Origin of the sequence: Carboxylicivirga litoralis (assembly GCF_025499605.1) — a bacterium.
Taxonomy (GTDB): Bacteria; Bacteroidota; Bacteroidia; order Bacteroidales; family Marinilabiliaceae; genus Carboxylicivirga; species Carboxylicivirga litoralis.
Window position 1 is genome coordinate 64,631 of sequence record NZ_JAFMVC010000018.1, and the last position, 16,812, is coordinate 81,442.

The window sequence follows — 16,812 nt, forward strand, 5'->3', positions numbered from 1 at the left end:
TAGGGGCTTACTTTTTATCACCACTTAAAAAACCAAGAACAATGAAAAAAATATTAGTTGCTACCGAAAAGCCATTTGCTAAGGCGGCTATTGATCAAATCGCCCCAGTTGTGAAAGAGGCTGGTTACGAATTGGTTCTCCTTGAAAAATATACAGATAAGTCTGAATTGTTAACAGCAGTGAAGGATGTGTATGCAATGATTGTACGTTCGGATAAAGTTACTCGCGAAGTAATTGATGCTGCTCCTGAATTAAAAATTGTTGTTCGAGCAGGTGCTGGATATGACAACCTGGATTTAGAAGCTTGTACTGAAAAGGGTATTGTAGCAATGAATACACCAGGTCAAAACTCTAACGCAGTAGGTGAGTTAGTGCTTGGAATGATGGTGTTTATGGCCCGCAATGGTTACAACGGAACGGCTGGAACAGAGTTGCGCGGAAAGAAAATCGGTATTCATGCTTATGGAAATGTTGGTCATTATGTGGCGGATATTGCCAAAGGGTTCGGAATGGAAATTTATGCTTTCGATCCATTCGTAGCGAAGGAGAAAATTGAAGCAGCAGGCATCAAGCCATTGGAAACAGTTGAAGAACTATATTCAACGTGTGACTATGTATCTTTACACATTCCTGCCAATGAACATACAAAGCAGTCGATCAACTACGACTTATTAAACAAGATGCCTAAAGGTGGTACTTTGGTTAATACAGCACGTAAAGAAGTGATTCATGAAGAAGAGATTTTAAAGTTAATGGCAGATCGTCCTGACTTTACTTATATCTCAGACATTGCTCCTGATAACAAAGCTGATTTTGAAGCTAAGTTCGAAGGTCGCTTCTTCTTTACTCCTAAGAAAATGGGTGCTCAAACAGCTGAAGCCAACATCAATGCCGGTGTTGCTGCTGCTAAGCAAATCATTGGTTTCTTCGAAAATGGCGATGAAACATTCAGAGTGAATAAATAAAATTGCTGTATAGCTTATTAGTTATATAGTAATTTAGTGATATAGAAAATAGCAGGGGCGCAAGTAACCTGCTATTTTTCGTTATACGGATACCCTCCTTTAAAGCATTGTGCTCGGCAAAGATGTTATTTGTAAATATGCTGTAGGTAATATGTGTTTTATAACAGGAAAAATCATCTTAAGCATTGACGAATGTCACAAAATAGCTAAAACAGCTTTCCTTACATTTGCTAGCACTGTTGGTTACCTACAAAAAGTGTAATCATAGCCTAAGTTATTAATAAGTAAAACTAACTAAATATCAAGAAATGGCAATTATTAAACCATTCAAAGGCCTAAGACCGCCACAAAACATTTCGCAGGATTTAGCCTGTTTACCATATGATGTTATGAACAGCGTCGAAGCTGCACAAATGGCAGAAGGAAAAGATTGTTCATTATTGCATATCACGCGCGCTGAGATTGATTGTCCTGCCGGTACTGATATTCACTCCGAAGAAGTGTACGAAAAGTCAGTTTCTAACTTTAAAGCTTTCCAGGAAAAAGGTTGGTTAGTGCAGGATGAAGAGGCAAAATATTATATCTACGCTCAAACAATGGATGGACGCACACAGTACGGTATTGTTGGAGCTGCTGCTTGCGAAGATTATGCTAATGGCATCATTAAAAAGCATGAGTTGACTCGTCCGGACAAAGAAGAAGATCGTATGATTTTAACGCGTTACCTGGATGCTAATATTGAGCCAGTATTCTTTTCATATAAAGCAGTGCCTGAAATTGACGAGATTGTAGAAAATATCGTTAAGAACCAGGCGGCTGATTACGATTTTACTGCAGAAGATGGTTTTGGTCACCACTTGTGGGCCATAAACGATGCAGACACCAACAAGCGTTTAGAAGAGTTGTTTGAAACTAAAGTGCCTGCAACTTATGTGGCCGATGGTCACCACCGTACAGCTGCTGCTGCGCGTATTGGTGATGAAAAAAGCGGTCAGAACGCAAATCACACCGGCGATGAAGAATACAACTTCTTTATGGCTGTTCACTTCCCAGACAATCAGTTGAAAATTATTGACTACAACCGCGCTGTGAAAGATTTGAATGGATTAACTCCTGACGAATTGTTAGGGAAGTTGAACGAGGTATTTGAGGTTGAATGCATGGGAGAGGGTGAGTATCGTCCTGCTCAATTACATGAGTTCAGCATGTACTTAGAAGGTCAATGGTATAAGTTAAATGCTAAAGAAGGAACTTACGACGATAATGACCCAATTGGTGTATTAGATGTGACAATTCTTTCTAACCATGTGTTGGATAAAATGTTAGGAATTGAAGATTTACGTCGTTCAACACGTATTGATTTTATCGGTGGTATTCGTGGCTTAGGCGAGTTGAAGAAGCGCGTGGACTCAGGTGATATGAAAATAGCTTTTGCTTTGTATCCTGTTTCTATGCAGCAGTTAATCGATATTGCTGATACTGGTAACATTATGCCTCCAAAAACAACTTGGTTTGAGCCTAAGTTGCGTTCGGGCTTAGTTATTCATAAATTAGAATCTAAATAGTCTTTACCAAAAATTCAGACTAACTAAATATCCGTTTAAGCCCCCTTTCAGCAGGGGGCTTTTTTGTACACTGAGCTTTGTTAAGTAAATTTGTATTTTTAAAAATATAACGATGTCGATACAAAATAACCTTCAAGCTGTTAAAGAGCAGATAAATAACAGAGCATTATTGGTAGCTGTTTCGAAAACCAAACCCAACGAAGACTTAATGGAAGCTTACAACGCTGGTCAGCGTGTGTTTGGAGAGAATAAAGTGCAGGAACTGACTGCCAAACATGAGACTTTGCCGAAAGATATTGAGTGGCATATGATTGGTCATTTGCAGTCCAATAAAGTCAAATACATTGCTCCGTTCGTTAGCCTGATTCATGGTGTTGATTCAGAAAAGTTATTGAAAACTATCAATAAGGAAGGGAAAAAGAACGATCGTAAAATTCCCTGTTTGCTACAAGTGCACATTGCTGAAGAAGAAACTAAGTTTGGTTTTTCTGAGAGTGAATTATTGACGATGTTAAATGACGAGTTATTGTCGACGCTTGAATTCGTTGAAATAAAAGGTGTAATGGGCATGGCAACATATACTGATAATACTGATCAAATCCGAAAGGAATTTGCCTCCTTAAAACAAACTTTTGACAAGCTTAAAAAATCGGTTTTTGCCTCAAATGATAACTTCACTGAAATAAGCATGGGCATGTCGGGCGACTACCTTTTAGCCATTGAAGAAGGAAGTACAATGGTGAGGGTGGGAAGTTCGATATTCGGAGCTCGTAATTATCATTAAAACCATTCGCTACATCAATGTGTTGATAAAATATTAGTCAAAGCTTTCATGTGGATGACTTTTGTTTATATTTGTTCTTATCAAGATTGTATAAAAAATAAATGACCCGATGGCAAATTTAGAAACTAAATACCTGGGATTAACTTTAAAAAATCCAATAATTGTAAGTAGTTCAGGCTTAACAAATAGTGCTGAAAAGATTGGCAAGCTCGTTGAAGCTGGTGCTGGAGCTGTGGTGCTTAAATCACTTTTTGAAGAGCAGATTAACCACGAAATCAATAACATCATTTATAAAGGCGAAGGCTTTGATTATCCAGAGGCCGCTGACTATGTTAAAGGTTATACACGTGATAACTCAGTTGGCGATTATTTAAATGTCATCAAGGAAACAAAAGAGAAGTATGATATTCCTGTAATAGCAAGTATCAACTGTTTTTCTTCGGATGAATGGGTTGATTTTGCACAACAAATTCAAGAAGTAGGAGCAGACGCATTAGAGTTGAATGTGTTTGTTTTAAATACGGATAAAAATAGCAATCCGGAAGAATACGAGCAACTATATGTAGATATCGTATCTAATGTTAGTAAAGTAGTTAGTATCCCTGTTTCGGTTAAGTTAGGCTTATACTTTTCAAACCTGGTAAATGTAGTTAATCGTATATCAGTTTCAGGAGCCAAAGGTGTTGTGTTATTCAATCGTTTTTATGAGCCGGATATTGATATTAATAAAATGACTTTAACATCGGCTGAGGTGTTGAGCACACCGGCCGATATGCGTCGTACTTTGCGTTGGGTTGCCATTGCTTCAGATAAAGTGCATAATATTGATATTTCTGCATCTACCGGTGTACATGATGGTGCTTCTGTAGTCAAACAATTATTGGCAGGTGCTACAACCGTCCAGACATGTTCGGCAATCTATAAGAATGGCCCCAAGGTAATAACCGAAATGCTTGAAGTATTAACAAAATGGATGGAGGATAAAGGGTATAATTCACTTTCTGATTTTAGAGGTTTGATGAGTTATAGTAAAATAGAAAATCCAGCTATGTACGAACGTGCCCAATTCATGAAGTATTTCTCGTCATACGAGTAAAAAGAAAATAATTATGATTGAAGTCCTGCTTTCCTGAAAGTGGGACTTTTTTGTTCTAACTGCCTGTATATTAATTGTTGTAGTTGATAAACTTTAGTTAGGCATGTTTTGTTATACGTATTAATCGCACTTTTATTATTACTAAAAGCGAAGCTAATTCGTATTATTTAATATTTTTATATTAATTTTCAATCTTGAAACTAGCAAGATAACTTATTAAGAAGTATAAATATTCTATCATTATGAGAAGTGTAATGACCAAAACTACCGTCTATCTTTTAACATTCGCCCTTGTTGGTGTTTTGTTTTCTTCATGTAATTCAAGCCAGAAGAAGCAAAAGTCGGAAGAGCAGGATATTGTAGAGTCAGTAAGTGTCGATGGAAAGTTGGTGGATGATTTTAAAAAATCAAAACTAATTTTTTACTCCTTGCCATCACCCTTGGAAACAGCTATGTTGATTAAGCGGGCCGGAGCAACTTACAACGAAGATTTATTAAATCCGCTTTCTAACATCGATAACTACTCAACTAATCGTCAAATGGCTTTAAACCTGGGTATTTATTCAGCTGATTTAAGCTATACGAGTTTATTTGATCAAACACAAAGCTCGATTAAATATATGGCCAATGCTAAGCGGCTAGCCGATGCTTTGGGTATTATGGATGCCATTGATGAAGAGACCTTGCGCAAGCTAGAAGAGAATATCGATAATAGAGATGTGATGTTAGATATCATCTCCGAAACCTTTATGTCGTCAAATGCTTATCTGACGGAAAATGATAGACCAGCAATTGCTGTTATGGTGCTTGTTGGTGGTTGGGTTGAAGGCTTGTATTTAGCAACTCGTCTGACAAATGGTTCTGTAGATAATAATAAGCGTCTGATTGATAGGATTGTATATCAAAAGTTAAGTCTTTATACAGTCATTAATTTACTGGATGAATATAAGTCAAATGAAGATATCAGTTATATTTTAAGTCGTATAACGGAGTTAAACGAGATATTTGAGGAAGTAGAGATTAATAATACGTCTAAAATAGAAGCAGAGACAAATGCTGAAACCCGTGTGACAACTATTAAAGCGGAGTCAGAAGCGGTTATTTCTCCGGTTGTTTTTGATAAGCTGATGAAGAAGGTTGCTGAGATTAGAACTGAATTTGTTTCATAATCAGAATTGAATAAACATGCGTCACCTGTTTCTTGTTACACTCTTATTTGTTTTCAGTGCATTTGCGTCTGCGCAGTGCATTAATTTTGCCAAAAATGTTGGTAAAGAGCAGCTTGGTGACTATATTCATGATGGAAACTACAACGGGGCCGTACTCGAAGAAGGTGAAAAGGCAGAATTATATAAGACATTCTTTAGTGGAGAAAGTTATCGGGTAGCCATCTCAAAGGTAAAGCAGTTGCCCGATATTCATTTTCGAATCCTCGATAAAGCAGGTAATGTATTATTTGACAATGTTGACTATGATTATCGCCTGGTTTGGGATTTTAAAGTAGAAAGTACGCAGATGTTGATTGTTGAATTAACTGTTTTGGATCGAGAAGGCGAATATGGTGATATTCTTAGTGGATGTGTGGCCGTCATGTTTGGTTTAGAACCGGATAAGAAAAAGAAAAGGTAAGTTTACGAAATTGAAATATAAAAAAAGAGCTCTATCTAGAGCTCTTTTTTTGTTATGTACGGTTTCAGGTATTTTCCCGTATATGATTGTTTACAATTGATGAGCTCGTCAGGCGTACCTGTGAAAACCAGGTTGCCACCAGCATCGCCTCCTTCTGGTCCTAAATCAATGATCCAATCGGCCGATTTGATAATATCCATGTTGTGTTCGACAATAATTAACGAGTGCCCATTTTTAATTAAAGCAGCAAACGCGTCGAGTAGCTTACGGATATCATGAAAATGCAGTCCGGTAGTTGGTTCGTCAAAAATAAACAAGGTTGGTTGGCTGCGCTCATTGGCTAAAAAGAAAGCCAATTTAACTCGCTGACTTTCACCACCGCTTAACGTGCTTGACGACTGGCCCAGCTTGATATACCCCAAGCCTACATCCTGCAAGGGTTTGAGTCGCTTGATAATGCGTTTTTCGACTGTTTTATTGGTTTCGGCAAAGAAGTCAATGGCTTCGTTGATGGTCATTTCCAATATGTCGTGCACATTTTTACCATTGTATCGTACTTCCAGTATTTCGTCCTTAAAGCGCTTGCCTTTACAGCTTTCGCACTCTAAAACAATGTCGGCCATAAACTGCATTTCCACCTTTATGGTTCCTTCGCCCTGGCATTCTTCGCATCGACCACCATCAATGTTGAATGAAAAGTGCGAAGGTTTAAATCCGTTGTTTTTAGCGGCTTGTTGGTCGGCCATCAGCTTGCGAATTTCGTCGTAGGCTTTTAAATAAGTAGCAGGATTGGAGCGTGAGCTTTTACCAATCGGATTCTGGTCAATAAATTCAACCTCTGTTAATTTACTGATTGACCCATTGATTAAGTCAAAAGCGCCAGTTTTATCGGCATATCCTCCCAGGTGTTTTTTCAAGGCCGGATACAAAATCTTCTTGACTAAAGAAGACTTACCACTTCCTGAAACACCAGTTATAACCGTCATCACATTAAGTGGAAATTTGACGGTAATGTTTTTCAGATTGTTTTCGCAAGCACCGGTTATCTCAATGTAATCGTTGTGTGGTCGTCGCGACGATGGCACGGCGATTTCTTCTGTTCCATTTAAGTATTTAGTCGTCAGGCTTTGTTCTGAAGCTTCCAGCTGGCGGTAATCGCCCTGAAAAACCAATTCGCCACCAAGGCGTCCGGCCAATGGTCCGATGTCAATAATGGTATCGGCGGAACGAATGATATCTTCATCGTGCTCCACGACAATCACTGTGTTACCGACTTTTTGTAGGTTTCGAAGAACATTAATGAGTAATTCCGTATCGCGCGAGTGGAGGCCGATACTTGGTTCGTCTAAAATGTATAGTGAACCCACCAGGCTGCTTCCTAGGCTGGTAGCCAGGTTGATGCGTTGGCTTTCGCCACCCGAAAGCGTAGATGAGAGGCGGTTAAGTGTTAAATAACCCAGCCCCACATTGTTGAGAAACTGCAGACGCGTTCTTATTTCATGTAATATACGTTTAGAAACCTCAATTTCGTGCGTATTTAGTTTTAATTTATCAAAGAAATCAGATAGTTGGTCAACCGGCATAACAACTAGTTCATGAATGCTTTTGTCACCAACTTTTACCCATCCAGCCTCTTTCTTTAGCCGCGTTCCTTTACACGATGGACAGATTGTTTTTCCACGATAGCGCGATAGCATTACTCGGAATTGTATTTTGTATTGTTTCTCTTCTACATGTTTAAAGAAACTATTGAGGCCTTTAAAATGACGATTACCTGTCCATAGTAATTCCCTTTGTTCAGGATTTAGTTCGAAGTAGGGGCTATGAACCGGAAAGTTAAAATGATGTGCATTCATTATTAACTGCTCTTTCCAGGCTTTCATTTTGTCGCCTTTCCAACAGGCAATGGCATCTTCAAACACCGATAAGCTTTTGTTGGGTATCACCAAGTCTTCATCAATACCTATCACGTTACCAAATCCTTCACATTCAGGACATGCTCCAACCGGATTGTTAAAGGTAAACATGTGTTCGCTGGGTAATTCAAATTCAATACCGTCTAATTCAAACTTATTGGAGAAATTGTGTATTGATGTTGACTCACTATTGTACACCTTAATAAGGCATTCTCCTTTGCCTTCGTAAAAAGCAGTTTGAACAGAATCTCCCAGGCGACCAAGCGTATCTTCATCGTCGGATGCAGATAACCGGTCAATAACAAGGAATAGTTCCTGACACGATTCGCTTACGGAGGATTGTTCGGCCAATAAATCGTCGATGCGAATAAATTTATTGTTGGCTTCAACTCGACTAAAGCCTTGTTTTAATAATATCTCAAGGTGTTCGTGACATTGGCGATCATCTGTAATTACAATGGGTGAGAGGATGGCTAGTTTAGTTCCTTTTTCAAGTTCGGCAGCAAAATTAACCACATCGCTGGTATAATGACGCTTTACTTCATTACCACTAACAGGTGAAATAGTTCGACCAATACGGGCGTATAGTAGCTTAATATAATCGTATATTTCCGTACTTGTTCCGACTGTAGAGCGAGGGTTTCGTGTATTCACTTTCTGCTCGATGGCAATGGCAGGCGGAATGCCTTTTATAAAGTCAACATCCGGTTTGTCAAGGCGTCCAAGAAACTGACGAGCATAAGAGCTCAGGCTTTCAACGTATCTTCTTTGACCTTCGGCATATAGGGTGTCAAATGCTAAAGATGATTTACCGCTACCTGATACTCCGGTAATCACAATGAATTGATTACGAGGGATTTTTAGGTCAATATTTTTAAGGTTATGAACGCGAGCGCCTTTAACAGTAATCACTTTCTCCTGCATACTGATTTTTTAGATTAAGTGTGAACAAAGATAGGTATCCCTTATATAGAATCGAAACAAATTTGGATCGCATCAGGAAAAAAAAGAATGATTTGGTTTTTAAACATTTTTTTACTTTTTTTACACTCGAAAACAAACTACTGTTGACTTCTTAAAAATTATTGCCTATAGGACGACCTTTACGAGATGTTTAAAATTTTATAGTATGGAAAAGCAATTAGTGCTTTCTGATGAGCAGCTTGTGAAGGATTTTGTTGCTGGTGATAGTGGTTCGATAGATATACTGATTGAACGTCACAAGGCAAAGATATTTTCTTACATTGTAATGTGTGTTAAACAACAAGAGTTGGCTGAAGATATTTTTCAGGAGGCTTTTATTCGTGTGATCAGAACCTTAAAAAATGGTCGTTACTCAGATAGCGGTAAATTTTCATCGTGGGTAATGCGAATAGCACACAATCTGATTATTGATTATTACCGTAAGCAAAAAAATCAATCAGTTATTTCGAACGATAACTACGAGTATGATTTATTTAACTCAACACAGTTTTCAGATAAGTCTGTTGAGGAACAAATGGTAACCGATCAGGTGTTGAGTGAAGTGAGTATGTTGGTTAATTTATTGCCTGATAATCAGCGTGAAGTTGTGGTGATGCGTCATTATCGTGATTTAAGTTTCAAGGAAATTGCTGAAGAAACGAATGTTAGTATTAACACTGCATTAGGACGTATGCGCTATGCACTGATGAATCTTCGTCGTTTAGCTGAAGAGAGAAATATTTCGTTAACAATGTCGTAACTGGTATAATAATTTGCTTAGGCACTACGTTAATAAGGTAATAAGGTAATAAACTTATAACAAGTGCCTATGAACAAAAAAATTACTCAAGATTATTCAGCATTCGAAGAGGATGCAAATTATTGGTTTTCAGTATTTGATAATATTCCGGATATTGCTTTTGCAAAACAGGAAGTAAGCCCGGGATCATTTATTGTTAATAAAATCAAAGCGTTTGCACGTGCCTATCAACCGATGGTCGTGTTGGATAAAGAGGTGGATTTAATAATAAATTAGTCGTAAAATGATTTGGCGAAGTTGTGAAACGAACCTTTGCATTTGATTATTCTTATCCAGAAGGCTTTGATAAAGCCAGAACCATAACCAGTTAGTTGTATTAATGAGGCCCACGTGCTTAATATAGCTACTGGTATTTTTTTAGTTCTGAAAAAAGCATCGGTTAAAATAATAGCTGGAAATAGTAGGAATGGTAACAGAAACCATCCAGATAATGTTAATCCAAGTATTAACAATAGCGGATAGCCAATCGTAAATGCCGATGGTAAAAGGTGAACCGGTTTTAATGTTCCGGCATGCAAAAGCGATAAGTCAATACGCGCAATTCCCGAATTAAACACTTGTTTAAAGAAGGCTTTAAAATGCGTTCGGCGTTTATGGTATACGTAGGCTTCTTTAATCAGTCCAACAGAATACCCTTGTTTCATGGTGCGCATGCTTAAATCTAGATCTTCACCAAAACGCATGTGCGCAAAGCCTTTAATAGTTTCAAATACTTCCTTTTTAATACCCAGATTGAAACTTCTTGGATAAAATTTATCCATTTTTCGGCTGCCACCTCTTATTCCTCCGGTGGTTATTGGGGAAGTCATAGAGTAACTAATGGCTTTTTGGATAGGGGTGAAGAAAGGGTGAGACTCATCTGGCCCTCCAAAGCAATCGAGTTTTTGGATGTCCAGGTGTTCCATCACATGGTTAAAATAATTGGATGGAATAATACAATCACTGTCAAAGAAAATCAGGTATTCACCTTTTGCTTTTGAAGCACCATGATTTCTGGCAGGACCAGGTCCCTGGTTTTCTTGTGTGTAATAATGTAAATTCAGTTGGTTGAAGTATGGTTCAATTACATCTTTGCAGGGCATTGCCGAACCATCTTCCACAATAATAACTTCGAATACTGATTTTGCCGATTGAAGAGTTAATGATTCTAATAACTCTACGATTTCATCGGGTCTGTTGTAAATAGGAATTATTACTGAAAATTGCATGCGGGTTAATTTATTAACTCCAAATATAGCAATTATTGATATCGAAAAAGGTTATCGAACGTTAAAGCCATCCGATAACCTCATATTTTTAAAAGAAGTAAGCTATTCGCGTGTTAAAATAAGCATAGGGTCGCCTACTATATTTGAATAAATAGGCCGGTAGCGATTAATGTCATAAAATTTGCTAATATTCACTTTTTTCGTGCTTTCTCCTTTGTCGTCTTTTTTTACTGCTTCAATGGATATGTGATTATACTTACCATCGTTAATACATACCATTTGGCCTGATAAACCCTGAATGATTAGGTCCATGGCTAAATTGGCGTAGGCAGTAGGAACGATAGAGTCCAGTGCATCAGGCTCCCCAGAACGAACCAGATAACCAAGCTTTTGATTAATAACATTAATGGATTTTCCATTGTTAAACTTAGGTGAGAGGCGTTTGAGTTGTTCACCAATGTTTTCGCCAATTCCCCCCAGTTTTTTATGACCAAAAGCATCGGTTTCATGGCTGGTATATAAAATGTCACTTCCTTCGTAACTCGCACCTTCTGAGACCAAAACAACCGAATATTTACTTGGGTTATTATTTCGGTCTTCCACCATCAAAGCAGTAAGTTGCTCAATGTTGATTTGGTGCTCGGGAATAACACAACGATCAGCTGCTCCTCCAACAGTTGGCAACAGGGCTGAGAAGCCTGCATTTCGTCCAAAAACTTCAAGAACTAAGAAGCGTTCGTGTGAGCCGGCGCATGTGCGTAGAGCATGTGTTAACTCAATGGTGCGGGTAACACAAGTACTGAAACCAATGCAATATTCAGTACCGGGCACATCACCATCCATTGTTTTGGGGATACCAATGGTGCGTACACCTTCGTGATGTAAACGTACGGCATAACTTAATGTATCATCACCGCCAATTGGTATGAGGTAATCAACACCCAGATGCTTTAAGTTATTAACGGCCTCGTTAGTTAAATCGTTATATTCATCGGTATAACTTGCCTTTAAATGGTCGGGCACATCACTTATATGTACCTTATCAGCTTTTGTACGACTCGAGTGAAGAAAGGTGCCACCAGTCCGGCCAAGTCTGTTAACCGTGTGGTCATTGAGCAACATGCAGTAAGGCTGTTCTTCAAGTGGTAGTAACGGATTAATGGATATAACGCCCTTCCATCCATTTTTAATACCTATCACTTTGAATCCTTCCCGTGTTGCGCGTATGGTTATCGCTCTAATGGCAGGATTTAAACCTGGTACGTCGCCACCTCCGGTTAATATGGCGATGGTCTTTGAAGTGTGCTTTTTTAATATCATGGTTAATTGTAATTGAGTTGAAATGTTCTATTCTCTTACAAGTTATTACCTAAAAAACTGCAAATCAATCTTAAAGCCAATAAAAACTGACAAAAGGCAGGAAATGGTAAAATCTCTATCGTTCGCTAATGAAATGTAAATGAATAAACGAGTTTGTTTGCAACTTTAATCAAATTCACTCTAAATAAGTTAAAGATTGTAAATTGTTAATATTGAGTCTTCCTGATTTAAAAAAATATGAGCAAATTTGCATGAATTTCATAAAAAGGTGTTGTAAAACACATTTAATAAGATTCCAAATAAGAAAACAATACAAAACAGTATGATGATTAAAAGTCCACTTCAGATTGCACGCGAAAGCTACGTGCCAAAGATGCCATCGTCACTTCAAGGTGGTATTAAGATTGTAGAAGGTAAAGCAACCGAATCGGTAGCTGATCAGGCAGATATCAAAAACATGTTCCCAAATACATACGGGATGCCTGTACTTTCATTCGAACCAGGTGATGCTAAGGCTTATGAGGCTAAAAAAGTAGGTGTAATTCTTTCAGGTGGTCAGGCTCCAGGTGGACACAATGTTATTTCTGGAATTTATGACGGTTTGAAAAAATTAAATCCAGAAAATAAATTATATGGATTCTTAGGCGGTCCTGGTGGATTGGTTGATAACCAGTATATCGAGTTAACCAGCGATATTGTTGACCATTACCGTAACACCGGAGGTTTCGATATTATTGGTTCGGGACGTACTAAACTAGAAGAAGAAGCTCAGTTTGAGCAAGCTTTGGTTAATTGCAAGGAATTAGGTATTGATGCTTTAGTAATTATCGGTGGTGATGATTCAAATACAAATGCCTGTGTTTTGGCTGAGTACTACAAGAAAATTGATGCAGGTGTTCAGGTGATTGGTGTGCCAAAAACTATTGATGGTGACCTTAAGAACGAAATGATTGAAACTTCATTTGGTTTTGATACTGCATGTAAAGTATACAGTGAGTTGATTGGTAACATTCAGCGTGATGCCAACTCAGCAAAAAAATACTGGCACTTCATTAAGTTAATGGGACGTTCGGCTTCGCATATTGCACTAGAGTGTGCTTTGCAAACGCAACCAAACGTAACAATTGTTTCGGAAGAAGTTGAAGCTAAACAGCAAACTTTAGATGACGTTGTAACCTACATTGCTAACATTGTTGCTAAGCGTGCCGAAAATGGTGATAACTTTGGTACAGTATTAATCCCTGAAGGATTGGTAGAGTTTATTCCTGCCATGAAGAAGTTGATTGCTGAGCTTAACGATTTCTTAGCTCACAACGAAGAAGAAGTGAATGCTTTGGAGGGCAATAAAGAGAAGCGTGATTTCGTTGCAGAACGTATTTCTGAAGAATCACGTGCCGTATTTTCTTCTTTGCCAAATGCTATTGCTAATCAGTTAATGTTAGATCGCGACCCACACGGTAACGTTCAGGTTTCGTTAATTGAAACCGAGAAGATGTTAATTGATATGGTGAAAGCCAAATTAAAGAAGATGAAAAAAGCTGGAGAATTTACTGGCAAATTCAAAGGTCAACCTCATTTCTTTGGTTACGAAGGTCGTTGTGCCGCTCCATCTAACTTCGATGCTGACTACTGTTATTCTTTAGGTAACACTGCTTCTATGTTGATTGGAGAAGGTAAAACAGGTTATATGGCTTCTGTGCGTAATCTAACTGCTCCTTCAACAGAGTGGATTGCAGGTGGTGTGCCAGTAACAATGATGATGAATATGGAAAAACGCCATGGAGAAATGAAGCCTGTTATTCAAAAGGCTTTGGTTCAGCTAAACGGAGCTCCGTTCCAGAAGTTAGTTGAAAGCCGTGAAGAGTGGGCAATCAACCCAAGCTATGTTTATCCAGGTCCTATCCAGTATTTCGGTCCATCTGAAGTATGTGATATTACCACTAAAACATTAAAATACGAAAAGGAATAGGTAACCTTTAATTATTATAGCCCGTAACGACGATAGTTACGGGTTTTTTTATCTATTTTTGAGCAAATGATTATTTAAGTATTTAATATCCTTTTTAATTCGAGATATGTCAAAAATTGTTACACTTTCAGAGGCAGCATCTATCGCTTTGCATTCAATGGTATTAATTGCACGAAGCGAGACAAAGCTAAATGTTAATCAGATATCAGAAGCGATTGATAGTTCGAAACATCATGTTGCTAAAGTGATGCAACGCTTGGCAAAAGAGGACTTTGTTGCCTCAAACAGGGGACCCAGTGGAGGTTTTGTACTCAAGCAAGAGCCAAGTGATATATCGTTATTGATGATTTATGAAGCGATTGAAGGCAAAGTGGCTATTCAGTCGTGTCCGGGCGATAAGCGCGCTTGTATTATTGGTACCTGCATGTTAGGTGACCTGTCTAGTAATATGACAAAGGAATTTAAAGAATATATGGAGAGTCACTACTTGAATGAATATTTGTAGTCAATTATGATTCTTCTTTATTGAGCCACTTGTTATTGTGCTTAATTTTAATGCTTTGCTGGAGTAATAAACGCTCCAGCTTTTTTATGCTCGCTGGGGAATAATACAACGATAGTTGTTTGGTTTTTATATCATCACCTTCAAAATATGAAACCTCAGTACTGTAGTAGGTGAGCATATAAGTGAAGTTGATATTAACAATGTTTTTCAGATGAACTGAAAAGAAGTCGTTATTGAGCAGTAATGTTTTACTAAGCAAATAACTATCTAGAATCTTGAGTCCTTTGGCTTTCTTTGAATATATCAACACAACACCTGAAGAATAAAGTATTCCAAGAGCTAAAAAAGTGAAAGTATTCCACGTGCTTATTGATAAATTGATAACTGGTATAACCAATGCAACTAGAAGGGTATATGAAACAAAAGGAATCAGAATGTTGGCATTGGGCTTTAGGTTAATTTTTGGTTTATAGAGTTTTAGTTGTTGTTTGTCAAACGCATTTTTAAACTGGTCACTATGAATCGATTGAAAACCTCTGAATATATTATTACAAGGATCCTGGTTTAATAATTGACAGAGTTCATAATACAGTTCGGGCATTTGCGTTCTGAAATCTTTTGGAGCTTCAAAAAAATGTTCTATTGCAACGGAAAAGAATTCTCGGGCATTAGTGCTACCGTATTGTCTTAGAAAACCATTAGGGTTGTTGCGCATGGCCAGCATCTTTTCAAAAGCCGATTGTCTGAATTTATCCATTAACCGATGTACGTTGTAGCGTCTTCCTTCTGAAAGATGCAGAGCTAAATCCAGGGCGTGAGCCATTTCGTGCAATCCCAGGTTTATTTTGTCTTTAGCATCGGCATAACCCTGTTCAAAGTGCTTCCACGATAAGACAATTAATCCCGCTTGGTTCACCTCACCACGATGATATTTTCTTGTAAGCCGGTTGTAGTAGGCATCTTCATGGACTATAATGGTTTTAAAACGTCCAAAGCTCACTTGTTTTAAACCAAACGTGAGTTGAATCGCAGAGGCTGAAATCAAGGTCTTTTGATGCATATCAACAATAGGTTTGCTCGATGAAACCCAGTTGCGACGTTGCATAAACTGATAGGTTCGTAGTATGAAATCAGTTTTTAATGTATCAGGTAGATGGTTATAGTACGCAAATTGCTCTTCAAGAATTTCCTTAATCCTTTTCCATTTTGAAGATTGTTGAGCAACCTTAAGATTAATGGTATTAGAGCGCTTAAACTTAAGATAGGCATCCGCAATAAATGCCAAGGCTATCAACATGCCAAAGATAAAAATAAGGATGACGTATAGATGTTCCTTAGTCATTAAGCAAATGAATTGTGTGACATGCAACAACACCAGCCGTTTCGGTTCGCAGTCGACTGTTTCCTAATGATACTGGTTTAAAACCAGCCTTAGTAGCCATTTCAACCTCTTCTAATGAGAAATCACCTTCAGGACCAATACATAGCGTGCAATCCGAACCTGTGGTATAGGCTTTTTTTAAAGGAGACTTATTTATATCGTAGCAATGAGCTATATAGCCATTGCTAGTATTCTTTTGAATGAATTTATCGAAGGGCGTTAACTCATTAATAATAGGTAAGTAAGCTTTTAGTGATTGCTTCATTGCAGCTACCACTATACGTTCAATCCGATCCGTTCGTACCTTTTTACGTTCAGAGTGATCGCAAAGCAAGGGTGTTATTTCACTAATGCCTAGTTCCATCGCTTTTTCAATCATCCATTCAAAGCGGTCTATGCTTTTGGTAGGAGCAACGGCCATATGAATACCAAATTTTGCTTTTGGGAATGTTTGTTTATCAATTAAGCTTAGATCACATTTTTTAGGATGTGCATTTATTATTTTGCACTTGTAATAATGACCTTTACCATCGGCAACCGTTATAGTGTCGCCGGCTTTATGACGTAAAACGTTGATGCAGTGCTTGCTTTCAGATTCATTTAAAATGCCTTGTCCGTTAAATGAAGGATCAAAGAATAATTCCATAGAACATTGTTTGCCGTAAAGATAAAAAAAAGCTGCTGCTTCACT

General features: G+C 38.0%; 15 protein-coding genes. 10 read left to right on the top strand and 5 right to left on the bottom strand.

The window, feature by feature from the left end; translation table 11 throughout:
- The first annotated feature begins 41 nt into the window (after window positions 1-41).
- The 6 genes from J1N10_RS15450 to J1N10_RS15475 all read left to right on the top strand — a co-directional run bounded on the left by J1N10_RS15450 (window position 42) and on the right by J1N10_RS15475 (window position 6,039).
- The gene (locus tag J1N10_RS15450; RefSeq protein ID WP_262327630.1) at window positions 42-965 is read left to right on the top strand and encodes a 3-phosphoglycerate dehydrogenase; all 924 of its coding nucleotides are present in this window, start codon (window positions 42-44) and stop codon (window positions 963-965) included.
- A 308-nt stretch (window positions 966-1,273) separates the two neighbouring features.
- On the top strand, window positions 1,274-2,530 hold the full coding sequence (locus J1N10_RS15455; protein WP_262327631.1) for a DUF1015 domain-containing protein: 1,257 nt from the start codon (window positions 1,274-1,276) through the stop codon (window positions 2,528-2,530).
- A gap of 112 nt (window positions 2,531-2,642) precedes the next feature.
- Window positions 2,643-3,314, top strand: a complete 672-nt coding sequence (locus tag J1N10_RS15460) for a YggS family pyridoxal phosphate-dependent enzyme (protein ID WP_262327632.1) — start codon at window positions 2,643-2,645, stop codon at window positions 3,312-3,314.
- A gap of 109 nt (window positions 3,315-3,423) precedes the next feature.
- Window positions 3,424-4,410: a dihydroorotate dehydrogenase-like protein gene (locus tag J1N10_RS15465; RefSeq protein WP_262327633.1), complete on the top strand. Its 987-nt coding sequence runs from the start codon at window positions 3,424-3,426 to the stop codon at window positions 4,408-4,410.
- A gap of 242 nt (window positions 4,411-4,652) precedes the next feature.
- Window positions 4,653-5,579, top strand: a complete 927-nt coding sequence (locus J1N10_RS15470; protein WP_262327634.1) for a hypothetical protein — start codon at window positions 4,653-4,655, stop codon at window positions 5,577-5,579.
- Between the two features lie 16 nt (window positions 5,580-5,595).
- Window positions 5,596-6,039 carry a hypothetical protein gene (locus J1N10_RS15475; RefSeq protein WP_262327635.1) on the top strand — a complete coding sequence of 148 codons (444 nt, stop codon included), beginning with the start codon at window positions 5,596-5,598 and terminating at the stop codon, window positions 6,037-6,039.
- A 35-nt stretch (window positions 6,040-6,074) separates the two neighbouring features.
- Here J1N10_RS15475 and uvrA read toward each other — a convergent pair whose 3' ends face one another.
- Window positions 6,075-8,879, bottom strand: coding sequence for an excinuclease ABC subunit UvrA (gene uvrA, locus J1N10_RS15480; protein ID WP_262327636.1), 2,805 nt, complete (start codon window positions 8,877-8,879; stop codon window positions 6,075-6,077).
- Window positions 8,880-9,084: 205 nt separating this feature from the next.
- On the opposite strand from uvrA, the gene J1N10_RS15485 reads away from it, so the two are divergent.
- Window positions 9,085-9,678, top strand: coding sequence for a sigma-70 family RNA polymerase sigma factor (locus J1N10_RS15485; protein WP_262327637.1), 594 nt, complete (start codon window positions 9,085-9,087; stop codon window positions 9,676-9,678).
- 69 nt (window positions 9,679-9,747) lie between these two features.
- The gene (locus J1N10_RS15490; RefSeq protein WP_262327638.1) at window positions 9,748-9,954 is read left to right on the top strand and encodes a hypothetical protein; all 207 of its coding nucleotides are present in this window, start codon (window positions 9,748-9,750) and stop codon (window positions 9,952-9,954) included.
- On the opposite strand, the gene J1N10_RS15495 is transcribed toward J1N10_RS15490, so the two are convergent.
- Together J1N10_RS15495 and J1N10_RS15500 are read right to left on the bottom strand one after the other, a co-directional pair.
- Complete coding sequence (locus J1N10_RS15495; protein WP_262327639.1) at window positions 9,951-10,946, bottom strand: glycosyltransferase family 2 protein; 996 nt, start codon at window positions 10,944-10,946, stop codon at window positions 9,951-9,953. The genes J1N10_RS15490 and J1N10_RS15495 overlap by 4 nt on opposite strands.
- Window positions 10,947-11,048: 102 nt before the next feature.
- Complete coding sequence (locus J1N10_RS15500) at window positions 11,049-12,266, bottom strand: 6-phosphofructokinase (RefSeq protein WP_262327640.1); 1,218 nt, start codon at window positions 12,264-12,266, stop codon at window positions 11,049-11,051.
- Between the two features lie 322 nt (window positions 12,267-12,588).
- Between J1N10_RS15500 and J1N10_RS15505 the strand changes: the two genes are divergently transcribed.
- Window positions 12,589-14,235 (top strand): diphosphate--fructose-6-phosphate 1-phosphotransferase, encoded by a 1,647-nt coding sequence (locus J1N10_RS15505; RefSeq protein WP_262327641.1) that lies wholly within the window; start codon window positions 12,589-12,591, stop codon window positions 14,233-14,235.
- 106 nt (window positions 14,236-14,341) lie between these two features.
- The gene (locus J1N10_RS15510; RefSeq protein ID WP_262327642.1) at window positions 14,342-14,740 is read left to right on the top strand and encodes an RrF2 family transcriptional regulator; all 399 of its coding nucleotides are present in this window, start codon (window positions 14,342-14,344) and stop codon (window positions 14,738-14,740) included.
- 4 nt (window positions 14,741-14,744) lie between these two features.
- Here the strand turns inward: J1N10_RS15510 and J1N10_RS15515 are convergent, their stop codons facing one another.
- The gene (locus J1N10_RS15515; protein ID WP_262327643.1) at window positions 14,745-16,082 is read right to left on the bottom strand and encodes a zinc-dependent peptidase; all 1,338 of its coding nucleotides are present in this window, start codon (window positions 16,080-16,082) and stop codon (window positions 14,745-14,747) included.
- The gene (locus tag J1N10_RS15520) at window positions 16,075-16,767 is read right to left on the bottom strand and encodes a 16S rRNA (uracil(1498)-N(3))-methyltransferase (protein ID WP_262327644.1); all 693 of its coding nucleotides are present in this window, start codon (window positions 16,765-16,767) and stop codon (window positions 16,075-16,077) included. The genes J1N10_RS15515 and J1N10_RS15520 overlap by 8 nt, the downstream gene beginning before the upstream one ends.
- Between the last annotated feature and the right edge of the window lie 45 nt (window positions 16,768-16,812).

Coding starts and splice junctions, on each gene's coding strand:
- J1N10_RS15450 (WP_262327630.1), top strand. CDS start 42: ATGAAAAAAATATTAGTTGCTACCGAAAAGCCATTTGCTAAGGCGGCT.
- J1N10_RS15455 (WP_262327631.1), top strand. CDS start 1,274: ATGGCAATTATTAAACCATTCAAAGGCCTAAGACCGCCACAAAACATT.
- J1N10_RS15460 (WP_262327632.1), top strand. CDS start 2,643: ATGTCGATACAAAATAACCTTCAAGCTGTTAAAGAGCAGATAAATAAC.
- J1N10_RS15465 (WP_262327633.1), top strand. CDS start 3,424: ATGGCAAATTTAGAAACTAAATACCTGGGATTAACTTTAAAAAATCCA.
- J1N10_RS15470 (WP_262327634.1), top strand. CDS start 4,653: ATGAGAAGTGTAATGACCAAAACTACCGTCTATCTTTTAACATTCGCC.
- J1N10_RS15475 (WP_262327635.1), top strand. CDS start 5,596: ATGCGTCACCTGTTTCTTGTTACACTCTTATTTGTTTTCAGTGCATTT.
- uvrA (WP_262327636.1), bottom strand. CDS start 8,879: ATGCAGGAGAAAGTGATTACTGTTAAAGGCGCTCGCGTTCATAACCTT.
- J1N10_RS15485 (WP_262327637.1), top strand. CDS start 9,085: ATGGAAAAGCAATTAGTGCTTTCTGATGAGCAGCTTGTGAAGGATTTT.
- J1N10_RS15490 (WP_262327638.1), top strand. CDS start 9,748: ATGAACAAAAAAATTACTCAAGATTATTCAGCATTCGAAGAGGATGCA.
- J1N10_RS15495 (WP_262327639.1), bottom strand. CDS start 10,946: ATGCAATTTTCAGTAATAATTCCTATTTACAACAGACCCGATGAAATC.
- J1N10_RS15500 (WP_262327640.1), bottom strand. CDS start 12,266: ATGATATTAAAAAAGCACACTTCAAAGACCATCGCCATATTAACCGGA.
- J1N10_RS15505 (WP_262327641.1), top strand. CDS start 12,589: ATGATGATTAAAAGTCCACTTCAGATTGCACGCGAAAGCTACGTGCCA.
- J1N10_RS15510 (WP_262327642.1), top strand. CDS start 14,342: ATGTCAAAAATTGTTACACTTTCAGAGGCAGCATCTATCGCTTTGCAT.
- J1N10_RS15515 (WP_262327643.1), bottom strand. CDS start 16,082: ATGACTAAGGAACATCTATACGTCATCCTTATTTTTATCTTTGGCATG.
- J1N10_RS15520 (WP_262327644.1), bottom strand. CDS start 16,767: ATGGAATTATTCTTTGATCCTTCATTTAACGGACAAGGCATTTTAAAT.